Genomic DNA, 3,063 nt, shown 5'->3' on the forward strand with positions numbered 1-3,063 from the left:
AGCTTCGGGGTGCGTCGTTCCTTCGCCGCCTTCTCCGCGATGCGGCGACCCTTCACGGGACCATTCGACGGCGTGGACACGGCGACGAGGCTACAGCCGGCGGTTGGCGAGGGAGGGGTTGGTCCGCCGCGCCTCGTCGAGCACCGCGCGATCGAGCACGGCATCGACGACGGCCTCGTCCGGCCCGGCTTCGACGAGTACGTCGCCGAGCGGATCGACCACCATGGAGTGCCCGCAGTAGCGCGGAGCGGGCTGGCCGACCGCCACGACGTGGACGGTGTTCTCGATCGCGCGCGCCCGCACGAGGGTGCGCCAGTGGTCGACCTTCCGGTCGCCGGCGACCCAGGCGGCGGGGACGACCAGGGCTTCTGCGCCGGCGTCGACCAGCATCCGGGCCAGCTCGGGGAAGCGCAGGTCGTAGCAGGTCATCAGGCCCAGCCTCGTGCCCGCGACCTCCACCACCCGGGGCGAGATGTCGCCCGCCGTGAGGCGCTCGGACTCGCGGTAGCCGAAGGAGTCGTAGAGGTGGATCTTGCGGTAGGTCGCCTCGGCGGCCCCCCGCACCAGCAGCGTGTTGAACGGCCGGTCCGGGTCCTCGCTCGTCTCGAACATGCCCGCCACGACGGTGGTGTCGAGGCGCTGCGCCAGCGCCTCGACGGACTGCGCGAAGTCGCCGGCCAGCGACTCGGCGTACGACCCGAGGTGTTGGGACGGGTCGCCGAAGTCGCGGGCAAAGGCCTCGGGGAGCACCACCAGGTCGGCGGCCTCCGCGGGCAGCTCGGCCAGGCGGGCGCGGTTGACCGACGGGTCGAGGGCGCTGGCCCACTGCACGAGTCGGACGCGGAGAAGCTGGGAGGTCACTCCCCCAGACTGCCAGCCGGGGGGAGACACTGGGAGGATCCGGGCATGGACTTCGATCTGGACGCAGCCGGCTTCAGCGGCGTGCTGCTCGCCGGCGGCACCGCCGCGCGCATGGACGGGATCGACAAGGCGAGCATCGAGCTGCACGGCCGTTCGCTGCTGGAGATCGGCCTGGACAGCTTCCTCGACGCCGACGAGGTGGTCGTCGTGGGACCGCGGACGGTGCCCACGACCCGCCCGGTGACCTTCACCTGCGAGGACCCGCCGCTGGGCGGTCCGGTCGCCGGGCTGCTGACCGGTTTCGACATGCTGCTGCGCCCGGCGACGCTGGTCGGGGTGCTCGCCGTGGACATGCCCCGCGTCTCGCCCCACACCTTCCGCCGGCTGCGCGAGGCGACCACGGGCCACGACGGGGCGTTCCTCGTCGACCCGAGCGGGCGTCGTCAGCTCTGCGGCGTGGTGACGGCCGAAGCCCTGCGCCGGGTGCGTCCCGACCTCGAGGGACAGCACGGCATGGCGCTGCACCGGCTGCTCGCCGACCTCGACCTGGCCGAGGTCGCCGCCGTCAGCGACGAGGGCCGCGACATCGACACGTGGGCCGACCTCCGCGACCTCGACGACTGACGACACGCTCGCCACTTGCGGCGCGCCCGGTGTTGGCGAGAGATTGGTCGGGTGAACCTCCACGACTGGATCGATGAGCTCTGCGACGTGCTCGATGTCGAGACCGAGGTCGACGAAGGCCTTCTCCTCGACCTGGCGCGCGCAGCGGCGACGAACGTGCAGAAGACGGCGGCTCCCATCACGACCTACCTGCTGGGATACGCGGCCGGCTCGACCGACGCCGACCCCGAGGCCGTGGAGAAGCTCGCCGCCAAGGCGCAGTACCTCTCCGACAACTGGGACCGGCCGGCCGACGCGCCCGACCCGGACGACATCGACGACCCGGTGCCCGACGACTCGGCAGTGGACCACTCCGGAGAACACTTCGAAGAAGACGACGAGACGGACGAGGACGAATAACCCCACATGCGAGCAGTCATCGCCTCCGGTGCCGGAGGCCCTGAAGTCCTGTCCGTGGGTGAGGCACCCGAGCCCACCCTCCGCCCCGGCGAGGTGCTCGTCGACGTCGCCGCCACGGCCGTCAACCGCGCCGACACCCTGCAGCGGATGGGCTTCTACCCCGTCCCCGAGGGGAACTCCGAGATCATCGGCCTCGAGTGCAGCGGCACGATCGCGGCGCTCGGTGACGGAGTCGAGGGCTGGGCCGTCGGCGACGAGGTCTGCGCGCTCCTGACCGGTGGTGGGTACGCCGCTCGCGTGGCCGTCCCCGTCGGGCAGCTGATGCCGGTGCCGGCGGGAGTCTCGCTGGTCGACGCCGCCGCGCTGCCCGAGGTCGCCTGCACCGTGTGGTCCAACGTCTTCATGGTGGCCGGGCTGCAGCTGAGCGAGAAGTTCCTCGTCCACGGTGGAGCCGGCGGGATCGGCACGATGGCGATCCAGCTCGCGACGGCACTGTCGGCGAAGGTCTTCGCCACGGCCGGGTCGGCGGAGAAGGTGGCCGCGTGCGCCGAGCTCGGCGCGGACGTGCCGATCAATTACCGCGAGGAGGACTTCGTCGCCGTGCTCAACGCCGTCGGCGGAGCCGACGTCATCCTCGACAACATGGGTGCGAAGTACCTCGCCCGCAACGTCGACGCCCTCGCCACGTCAGGTCGGCTCGTGATCATCGGCATGCAGGGCGGGACGAAGGCCGAGCTCGACATCAACGCCCTGCTGCGCAAGCGCGGCGCCGTCATCGCCACGACACTGCGGGCGCGACCGGCCGAGGAGAAGGCCGCCATCTGCGCGGAGGTCGTCGAGCATGTGTGGCCCCTCGTCGCGGAAGGCGTCGTGGTGCCGGTCATCCACGAGCGGCTGCCGCTCGAGGAGGTCCAGGCCGCACACCGCCTGATGGAGGACAGCGGGCACATCGGCAAGATCGTGCTCACGCTCTGAGTCGTTGTGCCGGGTCAGGGCGTGTCTCTCGATCCTCGGCCGTCGCGAGCGTCGTCCGGGGCGTGCGTTGGCAAGGCGGAGGAGGGAGACATGGCGGAGCCATGGCGACTGACGACAACGCAGCCAGCGTGCGTGCCGGGCGGCGCGCAGCAGGCCATGGGATTGAGAGACACGCCCTAGGTGTTCTGTCCGGACAGGTTGGGC

4 protein-coding genes are annotated in these 3,063 nt (G+C 71.4%); 3 read left to right on the forward strand and 1 reads right to left on the reverse strand.

Annotated elements, in window-relative coordinates; translation table 11 throughout:
- Nucleotides 1-90: 90 nt before the first annotated feature.
- On the reverse strand, nt 91-861 hold the full coding sequence (locus CF8_RS00940; RefSeq protein ID WP_010831264.1) for a carbon-nitrogen hydrolase family protein: 771 nt from the start codon (nt 859-861) through the stop codon (nt 91-93).
- Nucleotides 862-906: 45 nt separating this feature from the next.
- On the opposite strand from CF8_RS00940, the gene mobA reads away from it, so the two are divergent.
- From mobA to CF8_RS00955, 3 genes are read left to right on the forward strand one after another with little or no spacing between them, the layout of a single operon-like run.
- Nucleotides 907-1,485: a molybdenum cofactor guanylyltransferase gene (mobA, locus tag CF8_RS00945; RefSeq protein WP_010831265.1), complete on the forward strand. Its 579-nt coding sequence runs from the start codon at nt 907-909 to the stop codon at nt 1,483-1,485.
- Between the two features lie 51 nt (nt 1,486-1,536).
- Nucleotides 1,537-1,884: a DUF6457 domain-containing protein gene (locus CF8_RS00950; RefSeq protein ID WP_010831266.1), complete on the forward strand. Its 348-nt coding sequence runs from the start codon at nt 1,537-1,539 to the stop codon at nt 1,882-1,884.
- Nucleotides 1,885-1,890: 6 nt separating this feature from the next.
- Nucleotides 1,891-2,859: an NAD(P)H-quinone oxidoreductase gene (locus CF8_RS00955; protein WP_036489939.1), complete on the forward strand. Its 969-nt coding sequence runs from the start codon at nt 1,891-1,893 to the stop codon at nt 2,857-2,859.
- The last annotated feature ends 204 nt before the right edge of the window (nt 2,860-3,063 follow it).

Source organism: Nocardioides sp. CF8 (genome assembly GCF_000389985.1).
Taxonomy (GTDB): Bacteria; Actinomycetota; Actinomycetes; order Propionibacteriales; family Nocardioidaceae; genus Nocardioides; species Nocardioides allogilvus.

What these genes read in the sequence shown, in the direction of transcription:
- mobA (WP_010831265.1), top strand. Translation starts at nt 907, where the DNA reads ATGGACTTCGATCTGGACGCAGCCGGCTTCAGCGGCGTGCTGCTCGCC.
- CF8_RS00955 (WP_036489939.1), top strand. Translation starts at nt 1,891, where the DNA reads ATGCGAGCAGTCATCGCCTCCGGTGCCGGAGGCCCTGAAGTCCTGTCC.